The organism is Asanoa sp. NPDC049475 (assembly GCF_040676915.1).
In the GTDB taxonomy this organism is placed as follows: domain Bacteria; phylum Actinomycetota; class Actinomycetes; order Mycobacteriales; family Micromonosporaceae; genus Asanoa.
This window is the reverse complement of the sequence record NZ_JBFAPY010000002.1, coordinates 855,336-876,485: the sequence shown is the minus strand read 5'-3', so window position 1 is coordinate 876,485 and position 21,150 is coordinate 855,336. Positions and strand designations below refer to the sequence as shown.

At 71.0% G+C, this 21,150-nt stretch carries 13 protein-coding genes and 1 pseudogene; 5 read left to right on the top strand and 9 right to left on the bottom strand.

Annotated features, from left to right (window positions below):
* Positions 1-1,002 carry a DUF4037 domain-containing protein gene (locus AB0J88_RS10155; RefSeq protein WP_364346406.1) on the bottom strand — a complete coding sequence of 334 codons (1,002 nt, stop codon included), beginning with the start codon at positions 1,000-1,002 and terminating at the stop codon, positions 1-3.
* A gap of 33 nt (positions 1,003-1,035) precedes the next feature.
* Here AB0J88_RS10155 and AB0J88_RS10150 point away from each other — a divergent pair, with 33 nt between their 5' ends.
* The gene (locus AB0J88_RS10150; protein ID WP_364346408.1) at positions 1,036-1,683 is read left to right on the top strand and encodes a DUF899 family protein; all 648 of its coding nucleotides are present in this window, start codon (positions 1,036-1,038) and stop codon (positions 1,681-1,683) included.
* The gene (locus tag AB0J88_RS10145; RefSeq protein WP_364346410.1) at positions 1,684-2,205 is read left to right on the top strand and encodes a GNAT family N-acetyltransferase; all 522 of its coding nucleotides are present in this window, start codon (positions 1,684-1,686) and stop codon (positions 2,203-2,205) included. It abuts the gene before it with no gap.
* On the opposite strand, the gene AB0J88_RS10140 is transcribed toward AB0J88_RS10145, so the two are convergent.
* The 5 genes and pseudogenes from AB0J88_RS10140 to AB0J88_RS10120 form a co-directional block, all read right to left on the bottom strand.
* Entirely contained in the window at positions 2,168-2,851 is a 684-nt protein-coding gene (locus tag AB0J88_RS10140) for a response regulator (protein WP_364346412.1), read from the bottom strand. The genes AB0J88_RS10145 and AB0J88_RS10140 overlap by 38 nt on opposite strands.
* An 818-nt stretch (positions 2,852-3,669) precedes the next feature.
* Positions 3,670-6,195, bottom strand: a pseudogene (locus tag AB0J88_RS10135) (DUF4118 domain-containing protein); the annotation flags it as partial.
* 62 nt (positions 6,196-6,257) lie between these two features.
* Positions 6,258-6,785: a 2'-5' RNA ligase family protein gene (locus AB0J88_RS10130; RefSeq protein WP_364346414.1), complete on the bottom strand. Its 528-nt coding sequence runs from the start codon at positions 6,783-6,785 to the stop codon at positions 6,258-6,260.
* A gap of 370 nt (positions 6,786-7,155) precedes the next feature.
* Positions 7,156-8,610 carry a hypothetical protein gene (locus tag AB0J88_RS10125; RefSeq protein ID WP_364346415.1) on the bottom strand — a complete coding sequence of 485 codons (1,455 nt, stop codon included), beginning with the start codon at positions 8,608-8,610 and terminating at the stop codon, positions 7,156-7,158.
* A 593-nt stretch (positions 8,611-9,203) separates the two neighbouring features.
* Positions 9,204-10,937 (bottom strand): endo-1,4-beta-xylanase, encoded by a 1,734-nt coding sequence (locus AB0J88_RS10120; protein WP_364346417.1) that lies wholly within the window; start codon positions 10,935-10,937, stop codon positions 9,204-9,206.
* 263 nt (positions 10,938-11,200) lie between these two features.
* On the opposite strand from AB0J88_RS10120, the gene AB0J88_RS10115 reads away from it, so the two are divergent.
* The 3 genes from AB0J88_RS10115 to AB0J88_RS10105 all read left to right on the top strand — a co-directional run bounded on the left by AB0J88_RS10115 (position 11,201) and on the right by AB0J88_RS10105 (position 15,026).
* Positions 11,201-13,270, top strand: coding sequence for an EAL domain-containing protein (locus AB0J88_RS10115; RefSeq protein ID WP_364346419.1), 2,070 nt, complete (start codon positions 11,201-11,203; stop codon positions 13,268-13,270).
* 174 nt (positions 13,271-13,444) lie between these two features.
* On the top strand, positions 13,445-13,888 hold the full coding sequence (locus AB0J88_RS10110) for a hypothetical protein (protein WP_364346421.1): 444 nt from the start codon (positions 13,445-13,447) through the stop codon (positions 13,886-13,888).
* Positions 13,889-14,177: 289 nt separating this feature from the next.
* Positions 14,178-15,026, top strand: a complete 849-nt coding sequence (locus AB0J88_RS10105; protein WP_364346423.1) for an SGNH/GDSL hydrolase family protein — start codon at positions 14,178-14,180, stop codon at positions 15,024-15,026.
* 51 nt (positions 15,027-15,077) lie between these two features.
* On the opposite strand, the gene glgB is transcribed toward AB0J88_RS10105, so the two are convergent.
* From glgB to glgC, 3 genes are all read right to left on the bottom strand, one after another.
* A complete protein-coding gene (gene glgB / locus AB0J88_RS10100; protein ID WP_364346425.1) occupies positions 15,078-17,183 on the bottom strand; it encodes a 1,4-alpha-glucan branching protein GlgB in 2,106 nt (701 codons plus the stop codon).
* Positions 17,184-17,232: 49 nt separating this feature from the next.
* Positions 17,233-19,182 (bottom strand): alpha-1,4-glucan--maltose-1-phosphate maltosyltransferase, encoded by a 1,950-nt coding sequence (locus AB0J88_RS10095; RefSeq protein WP_364347524.1) that lies wholly within the window; start codon positions 19,180-19,182, stop codon positions 17,233-17,235.
* Between the two features lie 697 nt (positions 19,183-19,879).
* Positions 19,880-21,112 carry a glucose-1-phosphate adenylyltransferase gene (glgC, locus tag AB0J88_RS10090; RefSeq protein WP_364346427.1) on the bottom strand — a complete coding sequence of 411 codons (1,233 nt, stop codon included), beginning with the start codon at positions 21,110-21,112 and terminating at the stop codon, positions 19,880-19,882.
* Positions 21,113-21,150: the final 38 nt, after the last annotated feature.

Sequence of the window (21,150 nt, the reverse complement as noted above, 5' to 3'; positions counted from 1 at the left end):
TTAACGGTCGTTCGGGCCGTGTCCCGTCCCGTTCAGCCCGCGCGCCGCCGCCCGGGCGCGTCCGACATGTGACAGCACGTCCGTGCTGTCCACCCACTGGTCCACGGCGCCGGTCGGTGGCCGCTTCGGATCCAGCGCGCGCGCGAACCGGGCGGCACCCAGCACCATGATCGGGCGGTCGAAGAACGGCCTCGGGGTGGGGTCCTCCGTGGTGCCGAAGATCTCGTTGGTGCGCTCCGCCGCGCGGACCGCGGCTGTCACCAGGTGACGCTCCCGCTCTTTCCAGTGCTCGGCGGCCAGGGCCGCTCTCAGCTCCTCGTGCGGTGCCGTCCCGATCCGGGCGAACGCGGTGCCGAGCCATTTGCCGTACGGCGGGTAACGGCGCTCCAGCAACAGGAACAGCCGCATCAGGTCCCGGGCGAGGCGGGCGGCGACGATCCGGCTGCCGAGGTCGTCGCCGAGCTCGCCGCACCGGCCCACGAACGGCTCCTCCTGGTCGATGCGGGTCCACTGGACGGCCACGACGTACCGCCAGACGTCGTCCGGGTACCAGCGCAGCGCGTTCCGGGCGGCGGTGAGGCCGCCGAGGTCGTCGCGGAACACCGCGCCGCCGGTGAACTCGGCCAGCCGCTGCGTGGGGAGCGCCAGCCAGTCGTCGGTGGTGGGGTGGGCCGCGTCGCGCATCGCCAGGCTTCGCGCGAGGTAGTCGTCGAGCGCGTCGACCGTGACGCCGATCTGCTCGCCGTGGTCCTTGGTGGGGATGCCGTGGAAGGTCTCCGGGAGCACGATCCTGGCCCGCGCCGCCGCGGCGACGTCGCGGTCGTGGACGAAGACCTGGAGCCGGGGACCCCAGTCGTGGTCCATGGACCGCGCGGTGTCGAAGCCGAGCACGTCGGAGCCGGTGTCGACCCGGGCGGCCGCGTGCGGGATGCCGTGCATCGCCGGCGCCACCACCTCGTCGTACAGCCGGCGACTGACCGCCAGGCCGGGCGTGAACTCCACGGCCGCCTCCCGTCTCGGGGATAGGGTTGGATCGTGGCCCAACCGGAGATCGTTTCTCGTGAGCAGTGGCAGGCCGCTCGCGACGCCCTGCTGGTCAAGGAGAAAGAGGCTACCCGCGCGCTGGACGCCCTCGCGGCCCAACGGCGGCGGCTGCCGATGGTGCGGATGCCGGGTTCCTACGCGTTCGCCGGTCCCGAGGGGCCGGTCGAGCTGCGGGACCTGTTCGAGGGGCGCTCGCAGCTGGTCGTCTACCAGTTCATGGACAACGGCCCCGGCGAGATCTGCTCGGGCTGTGCGAGCTTCACGGACAACGTCGGCCGCCTCGAGCACCTGCACGCGCGCGGCGTCTCGTACGCGGTGGTCTCGGACATGCCTTTCGCTCAGTTGCAGGACGTGCGGCGCCGGATGGAGTGGACGGTGCCGGTGTACTCGTCGCGCGGCACGGCCTTCAGCACCGACATCGGCGCCGGTGGCGGGTTCGCGCTGGCCGCGTTCGTCAGCGACGGCGTCGACGTGTTCCAGACCTACGTCACCAGCGGGCGGGGCGTCGACCGGCTGAGGTTCGACTTCAACATCCTGGACCTGACCGCGTACGGGCGGCAGGAGACCTGGGAGGACTCACCGCTGGGCTGGCCGCAGACGGAGCCGTACAGCTGGTGGCGCCTGCACGACGAGTACTGAATGTTCTCGGTCGTCCCGGCGTCGCGCTCTGACCTGGCCGGTGTGGTCGCGGTGCTCGGCCAGCGGGAGTTCTTCACCGATCGGCTCTCCCGCCCGGCCGCCGACGGGGTCCTACTGGTCGGGCTGCTGGACGGCCAGCCGGTGGGCGACGTCTGGGTGTCGTTCTCGCCCGCGCCCGAGGCGGAGGTCAACGCGCACCTGCCGGGTGTGCCGATGCTGGTGCACCTCGAGGTGGTCTCGGTGCTGCGGGGTCGTGGCTACGGGACGGCTCTGGTGCACGCGGCCGAGGACCTCGTGCGGTCCCGGGGCCATGCCCGAGTCGTGCTGGGCGTGGGGGTGGGGAACCCGGCGGCGCGACGGCTCTACGAGCGGCTCGGCTACGTGGAATGGCCGCACGGCACGATCGACACGGGCTATCACGCGACGGGCGACGACGGCGTACGCCGATGGTTCCCCGAGACGATCACGATGCTGGTCAAGACCCTCACGGCTGGAAGCGGTAACCCATCCCCGGTTCGGTGAGCAGATGCCGGGGGTGGCCGGGGTCGGCCTCCAGCTTCCGGCGGAGCTGAGCCATGTACTGGCGGAGGTAGTTGGTCTCGGTCTGGTACTGGGGCCCCCACACGTCCTGCAGCAGCTGCCGCTGGCTGACGAGCTTGCCGGGGTTGCGCAACAGGATCTCGAGCAGATGCCACTCGGTGGGGGTGAGCCGCACCTCGGCGCTGCCCTCGGGCGGTTCCACGACGCGGGCTGACAGGTCCACGTTGAAGCCGCCGACCTTGACGATGGGTGTGGCGTCCGAGGTGGCCCCCATCCGCCTGGTGACGGCCCGGATCCGGGCGAGAAGCTCGTCGACACCGAAGGGCTTGGTCACGTAGTCGTCCGCACCGGCATCCAGGGCCGCGACCTTGTCGGCGCTGTCGGCGCGTCCGGACAGCACGATGATCGGGACGGTGGTCCAGCCGCGCAGGCCGCGGATGACCTCCGTGCCCTCGATGTCGGGCAGTCCGAGGTCGAGGACGACGAGGTCCGGCGGCTTGGCGGCGGCCGACTTGAGCGCGGTGCCCCCGTCGGCGGCGACGTCGACGTCGTAGCCGCGTGCCCGCAGGTTGATCCGCATCGCGCGGAGGATCTGCGGCTCGTCGTCGACCACCAGAATCCTGGTCACCGCCCACCGTCCGGCCCGCTCGCCCGCATGTCTCCCTCATCCGCGCTGCCCGTGCCGGCAGCGTTGTCGTCGTTGTCGTCGTCGTTCGGTGGGCCGGAGCCTTCACCGTGACGCATGCCGCGGCTGCGGCGGGGCCGGTCGCGACCGCTCACGTGGCTCCCGCCGCCGTCGTGGTCGTCTTCGGGTCCGGCGCTGCCCGTGGGTTGTTGGTCGTTCTCCCCACCGCCCGCACCGTCGTGCTGGCCCACGGTCCCTGCTCCCCTGTCAAACCGGGCCTGATCTCCCACGGTCCGCACTCCGTCGTCCAACCCCGCATGGCGCTCGGCTGCGGTTCCGCCGTCGGCGCCTGGACGATGCGCAGTGCTGCCGCCGATGCCCGCGCGGCGAACAGCACGGGCACCGCGGCCGAGCCACGAACGGCGCTCGGTATCCGACGTGCCGTCCTCGTTCGAAGAGCGACCAGCACCGTCGCCTCGGGTCGGGTCGCCGGCTGAGGCCGCTTCGCCGTCGGCGCCGCCGCCCGAGGCCTTCGCCCGATCAGCGCCGCCATCGAAGCCAGCGTCGCCGGTCCGGGGCGCGTCGCGCGCAGAGCCCGCGCCGCCCGCCGCGTCCCGCTCCGCCAGCCGCGACGGGTGCACCGGCTCCGGCACCAGGCCACGATCCACCCGGGCGGGCTCGCCGACCGCGAGATCAGGCGTGGCGGCCTCGTTGAGCCGCGACGACAGCTGCGCCTCGCGCGGCCAGCGCCGCAACCGCTCCCGGATCGCCTGGTCCGCGATCTCGGTCGCGCGGGTCTCGGTCGGCTCCACGTCGGCCTCCGCCGACGGCAGGGACAGCACCATCGTCAAGCCGCCGCCGGGCGTCGTCTCCGGCGTCAGCGAACCGCCCATCGCCTCGGCCAGGCCGCGGGACAGCGCCAGGCCGAGCCCGACGCCCTCGTGGTTGGTGCGGTCGCCGAGGCGCTGGAAGGGCTGGAACACCCGGTCCCGCGCGGAGTCCGGAATGCCGGGTCCACGGTCGATCACCCGCATCTCCACCTGCCCGGCGTGCTCGCTCGCCGTGATCGTCGGTGGCCGGTCGGACGGCGAGTACCGGATCGCGTTCCCGATCACGTTCACCAGGATCCGCTCCAGCAGGCCCGGGTCCGCATGGACCAGCGGCAGGTCGTCCGGCATCCGCAGGACCACCGGCCGCGCCGAGGCGCCGAGCTCGTCCAAAGCCCGCGGGACCGCCTCCTCCAGGCCCAGCGACGCGGGCATCACGCCCAGGGCTCCGGCCTGCAGGCGGCTCATGTCGAGCAGGTTCGCCACCAGCCGGCCCAGCTTGTCGAGCGACTCGTCCGCCGTGGCCAGCAGCTCGTCGCGGTCGTCCGGCGAGAACTCCACCTCGTCGCTGCGCAGGCTGGTAACCGCTGCCTTCGCGGACGCCAGCGGCGTACGCAGGTCGTGGCTGACCGCCGCGAGCAACGCCGTGCGCATCCGGTCGGCCTCGGCCAGCGGCAGCGCCTCGGCGGCCTGCTCGGCCAGCCGCTCCTGACGCAGCGCGACGGCGGCCTGGGCGGCGAACGCCTCGATGATCCGCCGGTCGCTGGCCGCCAGCGTGCTGCCCCGCAGCACGAGGGCGAGGTCGTCGCCGATGGGCACGTCGCTCGTACCCTCCGCCGGTGTGCGGCTCGGTCCTGCCCCATCGCTGGCGGCCACCCGCCAGGCGGCCGGGTCACGCCGGCGGTCCGGCACGTCGACCGCACCCGGCGCGCGCTCCAGCAGCGTCACGGACTCCAGGCCGAACATCTCCCGCAGCTGCCGCAACAGGGCTTCGAGCGGACGGGCTCCGCGCAGCACGCTACCTGCCACGGTTGCCAGGGTCTGTGCGTCGGCACTCGCCCCGGCCGCCTCCCGGGTCCGCGTGGCGGCCGTGTCGACGACGGCGCTGACCGCTATCGCGACGACGACGAACACCGCGAGCGCGAGCAGGTTCTCCGTCTCGTTGACCGTGAACTTCCGCAACGGCGGCGTGAAGAAGTAGTTGAGCAGCAGGAAGCCGGCCACGGCGGCCGCGATCGCCGGCCAGCGGCCACCCACCAACGCCACCACCACGATCGCCAGCAGGAACAGCATCATGTCACTCGCCAGTGACAAGTTGTCGGTGAACGGCACCAGGATCGCGGTCAGGGCCGGCAACCCGATCAGGGCGACGAGAAACCCGGCGATCCGCCGCCTCCGCGACAGGGCAGCACCGCCGCGCCGCCACCGGCGCCGGCCGAGGCCGATCTCCTCGTGGGTGACCAGGTGCACGTCGATCGGCCCGGACTGCGCGGTCGTGGTCACCCCGACACCGGCCGAGAAGATCTGCTGCACCCGCCCGCGCCGGCTGGCGCCGAGCACGAGCTGGGTGGCGTTGACCCCACGGGCGAAGTCCAGCAGCGCGCGGGAGACGTCGGGACCGACCACCTGGTGGTACGTGCCGCCGAGGCTCTCCACCAGCAGCCGCTGCCGGGACAGCAGGGCGGGGTCGGCGTCGACCAGCCCGTCACTGCGCGAGACGTGGACCGCGAGGAGATCGGCGCCCTTGCTGCGGGCGGCGATCCGCGCGGCGCGGCGGATCAGCGTGTCCCCCTCGCGCCCACCGGTCACCGCGACGACGACCCGCTCGCGCGCCTCCCAGGTGGTGCCGATGCCGTGTTCCTCGCGGTACCGGTCGAGCTGCTCGTCGACCTTGTCCGCCAGCCAGAGCAGCGCCAGCTCCCGCAACGCGGTCAGGTTGCCGACGCGGAAGTAGTTGCCGAGCGCCGCGTCGATCTTCTCCGGCGGGTAGACGTTGCCGTGCACCATCCGCCGCCGCAGCGCCTCGGGCGTCATGTCGACGAGCTCGACCTGGTCCGCACCGCGTACGACACTGTCCGGCACTGTCTCTCGCTGGACCACCCCGGTGATCTGCTCGACCACGTCGTTGAGCGACTCCAGGTGCTGGATGTTGACGGTCGAGAGCACGGTGATCCCGGCGTCGAGCAGCTCCTGGATGTCCTGCCAACGCTTCTCGTTGCGCGAGCCGGGGACGTTGGTGTGCGCGAGCTCGTCGACGACGGCGACCTGCGGGTTGCGGCGCAGGATGGCGTCGACGTCCATCTCGGTGAACCGGGCGCCGCGGTAGCTCATCTCCCGGCGGGGCGTGACCTCGAGATCATCGAGCATCTCGGCGGTATGGGGCCGCCCGTGCGTCTCGAGGAAGCCGATCACCAGGTCGGTGCCCCGCCCGGCCCGCCGCTGAGCCTCTTCGAGCATGGCGAAGGTCTTCCCGACACCGGGCGCGGCGCCGAGATAGATCCGCAACTGTCCACGAGCCATCGCGTTCAATACTCGCGCGTCCCGGGGTCCCCCGGGCCGATCTTGACACGTTCGCTACGCCCTTATGCGTCACCCAACGCGAACCGTGCCACTGTGCGCCAGGCGTCCGGTTCCGGAGCGCCGACCATCAGCAGAACCTCGCGCGGCTCGGCCCGCAACGGCAACCGAGCGGCCACCGCGTCGGCCGCGGCGGTCAGGTCGGCGAGCGGCACGTCGTGCCCGATCGTCAGATGGGGTACGACGTCGTCGAACTCACCGCGGTACGGCGGACAGTCGGGAAACCGCGCCCACAGCGCTTGGGTGAGCGCCCGGAACGGCTGGTCGGGCGTGGGTGCCAGCCACGCCACCTGCTCGCCGAACCAGCGCACGTCCGCGAACTCGATCTCGAACCGCGGCATCGAGGCCACCGTCTCCCGTACGACGTCCAGGAGTTCGTCGGTCACCGCCTCGGGCCGAACGAACGGATAGAGCACGGTGACATGCGCCGGCACTCCCCACCGCGCGGCCTGGTCGAACCGGGCGCGGTGAGCACCGACGACGCCCTCGACCTCCGGCACGGGAACGATCAACGCGGTCTCGATCGCTTGCACGCCGCCAGTGTCGGCGCCGCCGCCCGGAAGATCAAGAACCATAGGCCCACGACCCTGGGACAACGCACACTCCCTAGGGCGTCCTAGGATGATTCTTGGTGCCTCCCCGCGGTGAACGGCTCGAACTCAACACCGACGCTTTCCCGGCTGCCGAGAGGTCGGGATCCGGCCTGTGATGCTCCGCGTTCTCAGCGTCCCGATCTGCTGCGAGCAGCCTGGGGCGGCCGGGCGGGTCGCGAACCTCAAGGCGCGATCGGTTCCGCCCGCAGCCGCCGCCGTCCGCGACGCGGTCAGCCAGGAGCAGCGCGAACTCGGGGAGGTCGGCGTCGGTGTCGGTGTCGGTGCACCGAGCTCAATTCATGATGGGTGGTCAGCCACGGGCCGCTCCCCAACCCAGCAGCGCGGCGATGCCCAGCGCACTCCTCGGCGCGTACGCGCAGCGCCACAGCCCGCCGTGTGCCGCGTACTCCGCCTCCTCGTGCCAGACCTCCGCCGCCGGGCGTGGTGGGTTGCGTAGGTCGTGGACCAGCAACGCCGCCATCAGCGTGTTGCTTGTCGCCGGTTCGAAGACCTCGACACCGAAGCGGTGGGCGCCCGCGTACGCCGCCGCCAGTGCCCTGTTCTTGACCACCGACCGGGTGCGCGTCGGCGGTGCGACGTTCATGCTGACCGCGACGCCCTCGGAGCGTGCCACCGTTGCCCGCCAGCGGTGGATGCGCTTCGAGAGCGCGTAGTTCGGGCCTTGCTGCGCCACCAACGCGTCGCAGATGCCCGGATCGTCGCCCGGCGCGTAGTTGCGCCGCAGCATTCGCCCGCCCGACAGCAGCCGCAGCGGCCGGCGTAGTCGCCCCACGCCCGCCGGCGCCCCGTAAGCGCGTTCGCTGTGCGCCACGGCGTCGCCCGGCACCGCGAACACGTCGGTAGGCGTGGCCAGGAACGCCAGCGCCGTGTCGGGGCGCGACTGGCGCAGGTGGCTCGTCAACGCGTCGACCGCGGTGCTGAGCCGCACGTTGATCGCGCCGTCCGCGTAGACGTAGTTGCCCACCACCAGCCGGCCGTCGAACCCGTCGAGCCAGCCGGCGACGGACGCGATGCCGTGCAGCAGGTCGGCGCCGGAGCGGTCGGCGAGATCCGTGTCGCCCTTGACCGCCGGGACGTGCAGTCGCCCGCCATAGCGACCGGCCATCTCGATCAGCCGCGACCACAGCCCGGGCCGCGCCAGGTCGACGGCGACGACCGGGTTGCCCCACCGCAGCAGGGACGGCACCGGCCCCATCTCGGCCCCGGCACCCAGCGCGACGACCGTCGTGCCACCGAGGTCGAGCCAGTCCGGGTTGGCCTGGACCGTGCGGATCGCCTCGGCGCACGACGGCTCGATGATGCCCGCCGCCAGCCAGGCGTCGAGCCGGCGCTTGATGCCGTCGCCGCGTAGTCGCTCCCCCCGGTAAGGCAGCGTCAGCTCCTTGTCGACCCGCCCCTGGCCGCCGACAGTAGCGGTCGAGAACGGCTCGACCGGCCCCGCGAACGCCGCCGACAACGGCTCCACCGCGCCGTCAGCCGTGCGGAACCGCATGCGCTCGTGGATCGAGGCGAGCCCGCCGGCGGCGATCTGCCGGGCCGCCTCGCCACCGCCGAGACCCGCCTCGACGAGCCGGCGGAAGTGCACCAGGTAGCCCCGTCGCCAGTCGGTCTCGCGCTGCGCCGCCGCGGCGCCGATCGGGTCGACGGCGCGCAGTGCGTCACCGACCACCGCCCGCCCCAGCGACGAGGTCAGGCCGGTGCCGCTGGCGGTGGGCGGGAAGATCACGCCGCTCGGTTCACTCACGGGCACATCATCGCGCGACCCACCGACACTCGCACCGTCCCCGTCACGCGCTCGCCCCAACCGCCACGTTACGAATCGATATAGCAACCGACGGTTTACCGGAAAACCGTGGCCTGGCTCGAAAATCGCCGCTACCGCCACCCCTGAGCCATGGGTACGTTCGATCCGGCGGCGCAACAGCAACGGCAAGCTTGCGAACGACGACGGGTGACGTTTCTGCAGACCTCCCGTCAACCGGTGCGACTCACCTGTGGAGACGCGCCCGAACTCAGCCAGCATCCGTGACAACGCCTTGATGGAGGGCGCCCAGGTCAGATTCGCATTCGAACCCGCGCCGCCCAGTCCGCAGCCAGGAACAGGACCCACGTGCCGGTCTGCCCAGTTGCGCCAAGCCACTTCGACCAAATCGCGCGAGACCGAATCGCGCCAGACCGAATCCCGCCAGGAGGCCGATCGCCCGCTGCCTCCGACGACACGAGCGACATGCGACCCGCGCACACCGTGTCGGGTGGGCGAGCCGGCCATGACGAAAGGAGGTGCGGTGCGGTGGGCGGTCCGCCGCATGAGCGGACCGCCCACCGCAGAGCGACGAGCTAGACCACCGTGCAGGACGAGCTGCCCACCGTGAAGGTGGTGGGTTCGCCGGTTCCGCCGGTGTGGGTGCCGTTGAAGCCGATCGTTGTGGAGCCACCCGGCGCGAGCGTCGAGTTCCACGACAGCGGGGTCGCGGTCACCGCCTGGCCCGACTGCGACCACGTCGCCGACCAGCCCGGAGGCGTGATCGTCTGGCCGCTCGGCAGCGTGAAGGCAAGGCTCCAGCCCGAGAGCGAGGAGGTACCCGTGTTGGTCAGCACGAGACCCGCCGTGAAGCCGTTCGTTCCGCCCCAGGGGCTGATCGTGTACGCGACCCGGCACGACGACGGGCCTGGCCCGCCACCGCCCGCCGTCGTGGTCACCGTGGCTACCGGCGACAGGGACGACACGTTGCCGGCCGCGTCGCGGGCGCGGACCTGGTAGCGGTACGTGGTCGACGCCGCCAGGCCACTGTCCACGAAGGACGCGGACGACGGAGTGCCGACCACCGCGAACGAGCCGCCGCTCGCTCCCGTCGCCCGCAGCACGTCGTAGCCCGTGACACCTACCGCATCCGAGGAGGCGGTCCATGACAACGAGAGACCGGACGAGGTCACCCCCGAGGCGACCGGCGTCCCTGGCGTCGTCGGTGGCGTCGTGTCCGGGTCAGGGTCCGGGTCGGAGCCGTCGTCGAGGGCGTCGTGGATCGCGGTGTACGCCGGCTTCGTCGAGTAGTTCGCGTCCCAGGGCAGGGCTGCGCCCTCACCGGAGAAGACGTCGGGCACCCACGAGTACTTGTCCGTGAAGCCCCAGATCGTGACGCCCGCGCACGCGGTCACGGCCAAGCAGCCCTGCACCACGTTGCGGTAGTAGGTGGCCTGCGTAGCGTCTTTGGTGCTGTCGCGCGGCATCTGCATCCGCACGTCGAGCTCGGTGATCCGCACCTGCACGCCGAGCGCGGCGAACCGCTCCAGGTTCTCGCGGAACTGCGACGGGAACCCGTACTGGATAGCGAGGTGACCTTGGAATCCCACACAGTCCACCGGCACGCCGTCGGCGCGTAGTTGGCGCACCAGGTTGTACATCGCCGTGCTCTTGGCGTTGATGCCCTCGACGTTGTAGTCGTTGATGCACAGCCGCGCGTTGCTGTCCGCGGCGCGGGCGTACCGGAACGCGTCGGCGATGTACGACGAGCCGAGGGTGTTGTACCAGAAGCTGGTACGCAGACTGCCGTTCTCCTCGAACACCTCGTTGACCACGTCCCACGAGACGAGGGCGGCGTTGTTGGCGTAGCGACCGACCACGGTCGCGATGTGGTCCTGCATCGCGGTCCGCATCGCGCTGGCCGACAGGCCCTGCACCCAGCCGGGCGTCTGGCTATGCCAGACCAGCGTGTGCCCGTGCACCTGCTGGTTGTTGGCGGCCGCGAACGCGACCACCTGGTCAGCACCGGAGAACGTGTAGTTGCCGTCCGACGGTTCGGTCGACTCCCACTTCATGGCGTTCTCGGCGGTGACCTGGTTGAACTCCGACGCCGCGATCGACCGGTAGGCGGCCTCGTTGGCCAGCGGGCTGGTGCTGGCCGCGTAGCCGACGAACTTGCCGCGCGCGGCGGCGTGCACGCGCAGCGCGGCGTCGGCCGCGGCGGGTGGCGCGGCGACGATCGGCGCGACGACCAGCGGGACCGCGAGCGCCACGACAGCGGCGATCACGGCCGTCCGCGCCGGGCGGGCGCCCCGGGCAGGTTTGATCATGGGGGTGGTTCCTCCTCACGACGGGTACGGGCGGCAGCGCGCCACGGACGACCGCCGGGTCCCGTTCGCGCGGTGCCCGCCCGGAGGACACCAACCCGCCACGGACGCCCATCCGTGGAGCAACGTGAATGGAAGCGCTCCCATACTGGTCGCGGACCAGTCCCGCGTCAATACCTTTCGATATTGGCCTGTGATCCTGATTAACCGAGAAAAGTCCACGCTCAGGGTGACTTATGGCAAAATGACCAGCTACGGTTTACGGGATGTTCAGGGTCGAGGCACCCCCGGCACTCCTGACCCCGCGTGTCGGCGCCGCCGCACAGGGGTTCGCGCGCCGCCGGCCCCGTGCCCTGGCCGCCTACGCGGTCGGCATCGTGCTGCTCGGCCTGCTCGGCCTCGCACTGTCCGCCGCCGCCGGTGAGCTGGCCGACGGTTTCGGTCATCCCGAGTTCTGGTTGATGGCCGGCCTGGCCCTGCTGGCCGACGCGCGGGCGTTCATCGCTCTCGGGCGCCACGGCAAACCGGTGATGATCTGCCCCTCCCTCTGCTTCACCTTCGCGATCCTGCTCTGCTGGGGGCTGGGACCCGCGATCCTCGTCCAAGCGGCGGCCGCGGGGGTGGTCGCCTGGCGGATGCGGTACCCCGTGGGCCGGGCAGCGGTCATGGCCGCGCAGTTCGCGGTCGCGACGGCCGCCGCGTTCGGGGTGCTCGTCGTCGGACGTCCGGACCCCTTCAACTCGATCGGCACCGTCGACGCCGTGCGCGACGCCGTGTCCGTCATCGCCGCCGCCGCTGTCTGGCTGATCGCCTACCAACTGCTGCGCACCACCGCCGGCCTCGCGTCCCGGGGGCGCACCGGCGTGCAGATGCTGCGCCCGGCGCCGGCGTACGAGCTGTTGTCCATCGCCGCGTTGCTGCTGCTGAGCCCACTCCTGGCGGTCGCCGCCCACGTCAGCGCCGCTTTTGTGCCGCTCGTGTTCGTGCCGCTGTACGCCTTCGAGCGGATGGCCCGGTTGTCCGCCGAGCGGGACCTGACCGCCCGCCGCGACCCGCTGACCGACCTGGCCAACCGCACCGGGCTGCGGGCCGCGTTCGGCCGGCTCCGACGGGACGGCCGCGACCCGGCGCAGGAGCCGCCGCTGGCGATGCTGCTGCTGGACCTCAACCGCTTCAAGTACGTCAACGACGCGCTCGGCCACGAGGTCGGCGACCGGCTGCTGGTCGCGGTCGGCCACCGGCTGCGGGAGGCCCTGCCGGCCGACGCCACCGCGGCCCGGCTCGGCGGTGACGAGTTCGCGGTCGTCGCGCCGGTGAGCACCGAGACCGAGGCCCGCCGGCTCGCCGAGACGCTGACCGAGGCGATGGCGACGCCGGTCATGCTCGACGGTCTCCAGGTCGACATCACCGGGTCGATCGGCGTCGCGCTCGCACCGCGGGACGGCACCGACTTCGCGACCGTGATGCGGCACGCCGATGTCGCCATGTACCTCGCCAAGCAGCGCGGTTGGCCCATCCAGGCCTATCGCGCCGAGGACGACCACAACTCCCCCGAGCGCCTCGCCCTGCTCACCGACTTCCGCCGGACGCTGGACAGCGGCGAGGACGCGGTCGCGCTGCACTACCAGCCCCAGATCGACCTGGCCACCGGCCACGTCGTGGGCTTCGAGGCGCTCCTGCGCTGGAAGCACCCGACGCAGGGCGCGATCCCACCCGCCGACCTGCTCCGGATCGCCGAGCACACCCCGGTGATGCGCATGATCACGCAGCGGGTGATCGACGAGGTGGTCGCGCAGCAGGGCCGCTGGCTGGCCGCCGGCGTGTCGTTGCGTACCTCCCTGAACGTCAGCATCCGCGACCTGCACGGCGACGAGATCATCACCCAGCTCACCGAACGGCTCGCCGAGCACAAGGTGCCGCCGGAGCTGATCCAGGTGGAGATCACCGAGAGCGCGCTGACGGCGGACCTGGCCCAACTGCGGGACACCATCGCCAAGCTCGCCGCCGCCGGGGTCGCGATCTCCCTGGACGACTTCGGTACGGGCTACTCGTCCCTGCAGCACCTCCGCCGCCTGCCACTGCGCGAGATCAAGATCGACCGGTCGTTCGTCGGCGGCATCGCGCACAACGCCGACGACGCGGTCATCGTGCGCTCGACCGTGGACCTGGCCCGCGCGCTGGGCCTGCGGGTCGTCGCCGAGGGCGTCGAGAACCGCTACACGGCCCGCCTCCTCACCGAGGCCGGCTGCGACCTGGCCCAGGGCTACCTCTACGCCCCTGCGATGCCGGGCGACTCGGTCGTCGCCTGGCTCGGCCGCCACCCGACCCACGCCTGACCAACCAAACCGCGACGGCCCGGCCCGGTCGCCCCGGGGGGATCGACCCACCGTCACTGATCCCGATCGCGTTCGGCCGCTCACGGTCTCCACCCGCTCTCCGACGACAGCCGAAGCCGCGACCGAAGAGCGGCGTGACACCTCGCGTTGACCTTCGGCGCGTATGGTCGGCCAATGACGCCCGCCGACGCCATGGGTCATGCGGTTGCCGCCGTCGCTGCCGGGCTTCGCAAGGATCGCGAGGCGCTCGCCGTCCTGCTCAACGTGACCTCGGACGACGCCGTCGACGTCGCCGGTGGGATGGTCGATCTGGTCGGGACCCTGGCTCGCATCGTCGGCGATCGCGAGGACAAGACCCCCACCGAGGCGATCACCGCCGCCGCGCTCGGCCGATCCGCGCTCGTCCAGAACATGGCGGAGTTCGCCATCGCCGTGATCGACTCCGACCCCGGGCGGTCCCCCACGGTCGACGCCTCCGACGTCATCGTCGGGCTGGGTGCCCTCGCCGGCCGGCTGGCCGAGCAGGTCGCCGAATACGAGGGCGAGTCCCCACTCCAGCTCCTCGGCCGCATCGGCACCGGAGTAGCCGAGCTCGAGGCCTTCGACCCCCCGGACTGAGCGCGCCCCGGACTAAGCGACCCACGGGACTGAGCAACCCGCGGGGCTGAGTGACCCGCGGACCAAGCGACCCACCGGACCAAGCGACCCACCGTAGGCAATCAAGCCAGCGCTGACCTGCGACAACCAACCGGCGTGGCACAACCGCCACGACCGAAGGGCCAGGAAGGCTGGACATCGCGACTGGGGCGAAACCTCGTACGCAGCCATTGATATCGATCTGACACCGAGTTAACGTGCGTTCACTCGCCGTTACCCGGCGGTAACTCGTGCACCTATGGGAGGTCGCGTGAGTACTTCCACATCCCCCCGTCGCCGGCTGGTCACCCTGCTCGCCGCCGCCACGCTCACAGCGAGCACCATGGCGGTCGCCACCCCCGCGAAGGCCGACCCCGGACCCCCGCCGAGCTCCATGGCCAGCATGGGTGACTCGATCACCCGGGGCTTCAACGCCTGTGGCTTCTACTTCGACTGCACCTCGCGGTCGTTCAGCACGGGCAGCGAGTCCGCGATCAACAGCCACTACCTGCGGATCCGCGCGAAGAACAGCGCGATCAACGGGAAGAACTACAACCAGGCCGCGTCCGGTGCCAAGGCCGACGACATGCCCGGCCAGGCCACGGCCACCGTCGGCCGCAACCCCCAGTACGTCACGATCCTCATCGGCGCCAACGACGCCTGCACCAGCTCCGAGAGCTCCATGACGGCCGTCAGCACGTTCAGAGCGCACATCGACACCGCGTTGAACACCCTCAAGAGCGGCCTGCCCAACGCCAAGGTCGCCGTGATCAGCATCCCCGACATCAAGCGCCTCTGGGAGGTCGGTCGGACGAGCGGCAGCGCCCGCACCGCGTGGTCGCTCTTCGGCATCTGCAAGTCGATGCTGGCCAACCCCACGTCAACGGCGACAGCCGACACCCAACGGCGCGATCGGGTACGCCAGCGCGTCGTCGACTTCAACACGCAGCTCGCCCAGGCCTGCGCGGCCTACGGCTCCAACTGCGACTTCGACGACAACGCGGTCTTCAACTACCCGTTCGCCTTCAGCCAGGTCTCCGGCTGGGACTACTTCCACCCCAACGCCGCCGGCCAGACGGCCCTCGCCCAGGTGAGCTACGCCGCCGGCTTCAACTGGTAGCGAAGAAGTGGTCCCCGGGGCGAAAGACCCCGGGGACCACCAAAAAGAGACTCAGGCCGGCCGCAACCACAGAGCGCCCAACGGCGGCACCCGCAGCCGCGCCGAAGCCGGCATCCCGTGCCAGTGCACCTCTTCGGTCGTCACCGCACCCAGGTTCCCCACCCCGGAACCCCCGTAGTCGGCCGCGTCCGTGTTGAGCACCTCGGTCCACGACCCGGCCCGGGGCAACCCGACCCGATAGTTCTCGTGGGGTACGGCCGCGAAGTTCACGACACAGACCAGCGGCGACCCGTCCGGCGCCAACCGGATGAACGCGAGCGTGTTGTTGGACGCGTCATCCGACACGATCCACCGGAACCCAGCCGGCGTGGTGTCCTGCGACCACAGCTCAGGCGACGTCCGATAAATAGCATTGATATCCCGGACCAACCGCTGCAACCCCGACCGTTGCGGATCCGAGGCGAGACCCCAGTTCAGCCCACGCTCCTCGTTCCACTCCTCGTCGTCCCCGAGCTCACACCCCATGAACAGCAACTGCTTGCCGGGATGCGCCCACATGAACGCCAACAGCGCCCGCACATTGGCCAACCGCTGCCAGAGATCCCCGGGCATCTTCGAGAGCAACGACCGCTTTCCGTGGACGACCTCGTCGTGCGAGATGGGCAGCACGTAGTTCTCGGACCACGCGTACACCATGGAGAACGTCACCTGGTTGTGGTGGTACTGGCGGTGGATCGGCTCCTTCGACACGTACAGCAGCGTGTCGTGCATCCATCCCATGTTCCACTTGAAGCCGAACCCGAGCCCGCCGCCGGACGTGGGCCAGGTGACGCCCGGATAGGCCGTCGACTCCTCGGCGATCATGACGACACCGGGGTGGTGCTTGTAGACGGTCGCGTTCGTCTCCTGCAGGAAGCCGATCGCGTCGAGGTTCTCGCGCCCGCCGTACTGGTTGGGCTCCCACTGCCCCTCCTCGCGCGAGTAGTCGAGGTAGAGCATCGACGCGACCGCGTCGACCCGCAGGCCGTCGACGTGGAACTCGGCGCACCAGTAGAGCGCGTTGGCGACGAGGAAGTTGCGCACCTCGCGGCGCCCGTAATCGAAGATGTACGTACCCCAGTCGGGGTGTTCGCCGCGGCGCCAGTCTCCGTGCTCGTAGAGCGGCGTCCCGTCGAACCGGGCCAGCGCCCACTCGTCCCGCGGGAAGTGCGCCGGCACCCAGTCGAGCAGGACACCGATCCCCGACTGGTGCAGCCGGTCGACCAGATAGCGGAAGTCGTCCGGCGACCCGAACCGCGCGGTGGGCGCGAAGTAGCCGGTGACCTGGTAGCCCCACGAGCCGCCGAACGGGTGCTCCATCACCGGCAGGAACTCGACGTGCGTGAAGCCCATCTCGACGACATATTCGGTGAGCTGGTCGGCGAGCTCCCGGTAGCCTAGGCCGGGCCGCCACGAGCCGAGGTGCACCTCGTAGACGCTCATCGCCTCCTGGTGCGGCTTGGCCGACGACCGGCGCGTCATCCACTCGGCGTCCTTCCAGTCGTACGACGACTCGTCGACGACCGAGGCGGTGCGCGGCGGGATCTCGGTGCGGCGGGCCATCGGGTCGGCCTTCTCGCGCCAGGTGCCGTCGCGGCCGAGGATGCGGTACTTGTAGCGGTGGCCGACCGCGGCGTCCGGCACGAAGATCTCCCAGACGCCGCTGCTGCCCATCGAGCGCATCGGGTAGCCGTCGTGCGGTCCCCAACCGGCGAAGTCGCCGATCACGCGTACGCCCTGCGCGCTCGGAGCCCAGACCGTGAACGACACGCCGCCGTCGCGGGCGTGCGCGCCGAGCGCCTCCCAGAGCTTCTCGTGCCGGCCCTCGTTGATCAGGTGCAGGTCGAGCTCGCCGATCGTCGGCCCGTACCGGTAGGGATCGTCGAAGATCCGCCCGTCCGCGTCGACCCGGTAGTCCAGGACCTCGCCGGCCACGACCGCTTCGAAGATCCCTTCCGGGTGTACGCGCGTCGCGGGGTGGCGTTCGTCTCCGACGACGATCGCGACCGTGTCGGCACCCCGGCGCAGCGTCCGGATGGTGGTGCTCCCGGCGTGTGGATGCGCGCCCAGGTACGCGTGCGGGTCGTGCTCCGCGCCGGAGATCAGCTGGTCGGTCATCTGGTCAGTCCCTACCTCACCCCGCGCCTCCCGGCGCGGTTCCTCGCCCTCACCGACGCGGTCGCACCGAGAGGATGTGCGCCGGCTCGAGGAACGGGTCGAGCCGGACCGCGTTGCGCTGGCCCCAGTCGTACGTGCCCCCGGTGAGCTGGTCGGTCACCACGAACCGTTCGTGCCAGTCCAGGCCGAGCGCCGGCATGTCCAGTGTGGTGTTTCCCCACTGGTCCCCGCTCGAGTCGAACGAGCAGACGACCAGAACGGTGTTGTCGGCGCGCGGGTCGCGTTTCGACCAGCACAGCAGCGCCGGGTTGTCGATCTCGTGGAAACGCAGGTTCCGCAGCCAGTGCAGGGCCGGGTTGTCACGCCGGATCGCGTTGAGCCGGCTCAGGAAGCCGGCGAGCGAGCGGCCCGCCGCCTCGGCGCCGGCCCAGTCCCGGGGGCGCAGCTCGAACTTCTCGTTGTCCAGATATTCCTCCGCGCCCGGGCGGGCGACGTGCTCGAACAGCTCGAAGCCGGCGTAGACGCCCCACGACGGCATCAGCATGCTGGCCAGCACCGCACGGATCTTGAACATCGGCGGGCCGCCGTGCTGGAGCGTCTCGTGCAGGATGTCGGGCGTGTTCGGCCAGAAGTTCGGCCGCATGTGGTCGGCCGCGGCGACAAGCTGCTCGCAGTACTCCCGCATCTCCCACGCGGTCGTCCGCCACGTGAAATAGGTGTACGACTGGCTGAACCCGATCTTGCCCAGCCCGTTCATCATCGCCGGCCGCGTGAACGCCTCGGCGAGGAACAGCACGTCCGGATCGACGTCCTTGACCTCCGCGATCAGCCAATGCCAGAAGTTGACCGGCTTGGTGTGCGGATTGTCCACTCTGAAGATCTTGACGCCTTGGGCCACCCAGTGCAGGACGACCCGCCGGATCTCCTGCCGGATCCCTTCCGGGTCGTTGTCGAAGTTCAGGGGGTAGATGTCCTGGTACTTCTTCGGCGGGTTCTCGGCGTACGCGATCGTGCCGTCGGCCCGGGTCGTGAACCACTCGGGGTGCTCCTTGACCCACGGGTGGTCCGGGGCGCACTGCAGCGCGAGGTCCATCGCCACCTCGAGCCCGTGCTCGGCGGCCGCGGCGATGAACGCCCGGAAGTCCTCGAGCGTGCCGAGCTTCGGGTGGATCGCGTCGTGCCCGCCCTCCTCGGCGCCGATCGCCCACGGCGAGCCGACGTCGCTCTCCTCGGCCACGAGGGCGTTGTTCTTGCCTTTGCGGTTGACCCGGCCGATGGGATGGATCGGCGGCAGGTAGAGCACGTCGAAGCCCATCTTGGCGACGCCGGGCAGCCGGTTCTGGGCGGTCGCGAACGTGCCCTGCTCGCTGTGCCCGTCACCGACGACGGCGCCCTCGGAGCGCGGGAAGAACTCGTACCAGGCCGAGAAAAGGGCCTTCTTGCGATCGACCCAGACGGGGTACGCGTCGCTGCGCGTCACGAGCTCACGCACCGGGTAGCGCCAGAGCAGGTCGGCGAGGCCGAGCGCGGGCGAGACCCGGATGCCGAGCGCGAGGTCCTCGGCCCGCAGGGCTTCGGCCGCCTTGGTCACCCGCTCCCGTTGATCATCGGGTACGCCGGCGGCGGCCCGATCCAGCAGCGCGGCCCCCTCGACGAGGTCGTTGGCCAGGTCGGTCACGTCCTGCCCGGCGGCGATCTTCTTCTCGACGGCGTCGCGCCAGCTCAGATAGGGATCGCTGAACGCCTCGACGACGAAGCTGCCGGCGCCGACGGCCCGCGGCTCGAAGGTGGCGTGCCACCGGTCGGTGCCGGGGGCGCCGGGGCTCATCCGGGTGAACGGACCTTCGGTGCCGTCGGGATCACGCCAGACCACGTTGGCTCCGACGGCGTCGTGGCCCTCGCGGAAGACGGTGGCGGAGACCGGGATGATCTCGCCGACGACGGCCTTGGCCGGGTACTTGCCGCCGCTCACCGACGGCCCGACGGCGTCGATGGGAATCCGGCCGTCTGCGGGATCCGGCTCGACCGGAGCCTGCCGCCCGGCCCGGGGCGCCCGCGCCGGATCGGCGGAGGCGGGCTCAGTCTTGGGCGCGGCCGTCGCCTGCGGCGCGTGGACCGGCGCCGGCGCGGGAGCCGCAGTGCCCGCGGGCCGCGCGGACTCGGGAGACGGAGTCGAGGTGGGCTTCGCCGTCGCGGCCGGCGGCCCGGGCTTGGGCGTCGCCGCAGCGCTCGACAGTCCGGGCCTCGGCGTCGCGGCAGGACCAGGCTTGGGACCATCCGCGGAAACCGGCGTGCCGGGGTCGGACGGCCGCCCCGCGGCGCCTGGAGTCGCCGCCTGCTCTCCGGCCGGCGACGCGGGCTCCGCGCCGTTCGGGGCAGGGAGCGGCGCGGGCTTCGAAGCCGCAGCCGCTACCGACGGTGCCGGCTTCGCGGGAGCTGGGCCGGGCTTGGGCGCGCCCGGTTTGCCGAGGGCTGGCCCAGGCTTGGGCGCGCCCGGGCGCGCCGGGGGTGGGCCGGGCTTGGGTGGCGCCGGACGGGCGCTCTCGGGGGGCGGCCCAGCGGCCCCCGAGGGGTCGGTCTTCGGCGGCACGGGATCGACCTCAGCCATGATCTCCACCGTAGTCGGGTCACCGGCCCCCGTCGCGTCGAGGACGAGGATTGTTCGTCTGCGGTGCTTCCGCCCCCGGATGTCGGGTTCAGGCCTCGACCCGCTGGCCCTTTCCGATCACCACGATGCCGTTGTCCGACACGGTGAAACGGCGGCGGTCGCGTTCCAGGTCCACGCCGATCTCCGCGCCCTCGGGGATCACGACGTTCTTGTCCAGGATCGCGTTGCGGACCACCGCGTGGCGGCCGATGTCGACCCCCTCCATGAGCACGGAGCCGGCCACGTGTGCCCACGAGTGGACCTTGACGTTCGGCGAGACCACCGAGTTCTCGACCAACGACCCCGAGATCACCGCGCCCGGCGAGACCATCGAGCCCACCGCTCGGCCGACCCGCTCCTGCCAGCCGTGCACGAACTTCGCCGGCGGCCACGGGTTGTAGTCGGTGTAGATCGGCCACTCGAAGTTGTAGAGGTTGAACACGGGATGGATCGAGATGAGATCCATGTGGGCCTCGTAGAACGAGTCCAGGGTCCCCACGTCGCGCCAGTAGCCCCGGTCGCGCTCGGTCGAGCCCGGCACCACGTTGTCGGCGAAGTCGTAGACGCTGGCGGCCTGGCGCTCGACCAGCATCGGGATGATGTTGCCGCCCATGTCGTGCTTGCTCGACGGGTTCTGCGCGTCGCGGGTGACCGCGTCGATCAGCGCCTCGGCCGTGAACACGTAGTTGCCCATCGAGGCGAAGATCTCGTCGGGCGAGTCCGGCAGCCCCCGGGCGTCGCTGGGCTTCTCCCGGAACGCCTGGATGCGCTTGCCGTCGCCGGCGACCTCGATGACGCCGAACTGGTCGGCCATCGAGATCGGCTGGCGGATGCCGGCCACCGTGACGTCGGCGCCCGAGTCGATGTGCTGCTTGACCATCTGCGCGGGGTCCATGCGGTAGATGTGGTCGGCGCCGAACACGATGACGTAGTCGGGCTTCTCGTCGTGCACGAGGTTGAGGCTCTGGTAGATCGCGTCCGCCGACCCCGCGAACCAGCGCGGCCCGAGCCGCTGCTGTGCCGGCACCGGCGTCACGTAGTTGCCCAGCAGGTTCGACATGCGCCAGGTCTTGGTGATGTGCCGGTCCAGCGAATGCGACTTGTACTGGGTCAGCACGACCATCTTGAGATAGCCGGCGTTCGCCAGGTTCGAGAGGACGAAGTCGATCATCCGGTAGATACCGCCGAACGGGACGCCTGGCTTGGCGCGGTCGGCGGTCAGCGGCATCAGCCGCTTGCCCTCACCACCGGCGAGAACCATCGCGAGGACTTTGGGAGCCATGAGCAGACGCTAGCCACCCGGCGGGCCGCGCACCAGCC